Source organism: Streptomyces sp. BE303, from assembly GCF_036290945.1.
GTDB lineage: Bacteria > Actinomycetota > Actinomycetes > Streptomycetales > Streptomycetaceae > Kitasatospora.
Genome location: NZ_JAQYWZ010000040.1, coordinates 1 through 410 on the forward strand (window position 1 = coordinate 1; position 410 = coordinate 410).

Here is a 410-nt window from a genome sequence, read left to right on the forward strand (position 1 = left end):
CTGGCCGCGGTGAGGCCCCGGCCCGCCGCGATCCCGTTCCTGTCGACGGTGGAGGGCCGGTGGTTGGAGGGTCCTGAGCTGGACGGCGGGTACTGGTACCGCAACCTGCGGCAGACCGTGCGCTTCGCCGAGGCGGTGGACACGCTCGCCGCGGAGGGGTTCCGGGCGTTCGTGGAGGTGAGTGCGCACCCGGTGCTGGCGCACAGTCTGGTGGAGGCGCTGGAGGAGGCGGTCCAGGCTCCGACGGTGGTCACGGGGACGTTGCGGCGTGAGGACGGTGCGTGGGACCGGGTCCTGCTCTCGGCCGCGGAGCTGTACGTCCGCGGGGTCGGGGTGGACTGGTCGGCGGCGTTCGCCGACGCCGGCACCCTGCGGCCCTCCGACCTCCCCACCTACCCCTTCCAGCACGA

The 410-nt window shown here is 73.9% G+C and carries 1 protein-coding gene; it reads left to right on the plus strand.

All coding sequences use genetic code 11. The annotated features are described in order from the left end of the window. Window positions 1-63: 63 nt before the first annotated feature. Window positions 64-410: acyltransferase domain-containing protein (locus PUR56_RS00115; protein ID WP_329947325.1), on the plus strand; the 347-nt coding region annotated here is incomplete at its 3' end.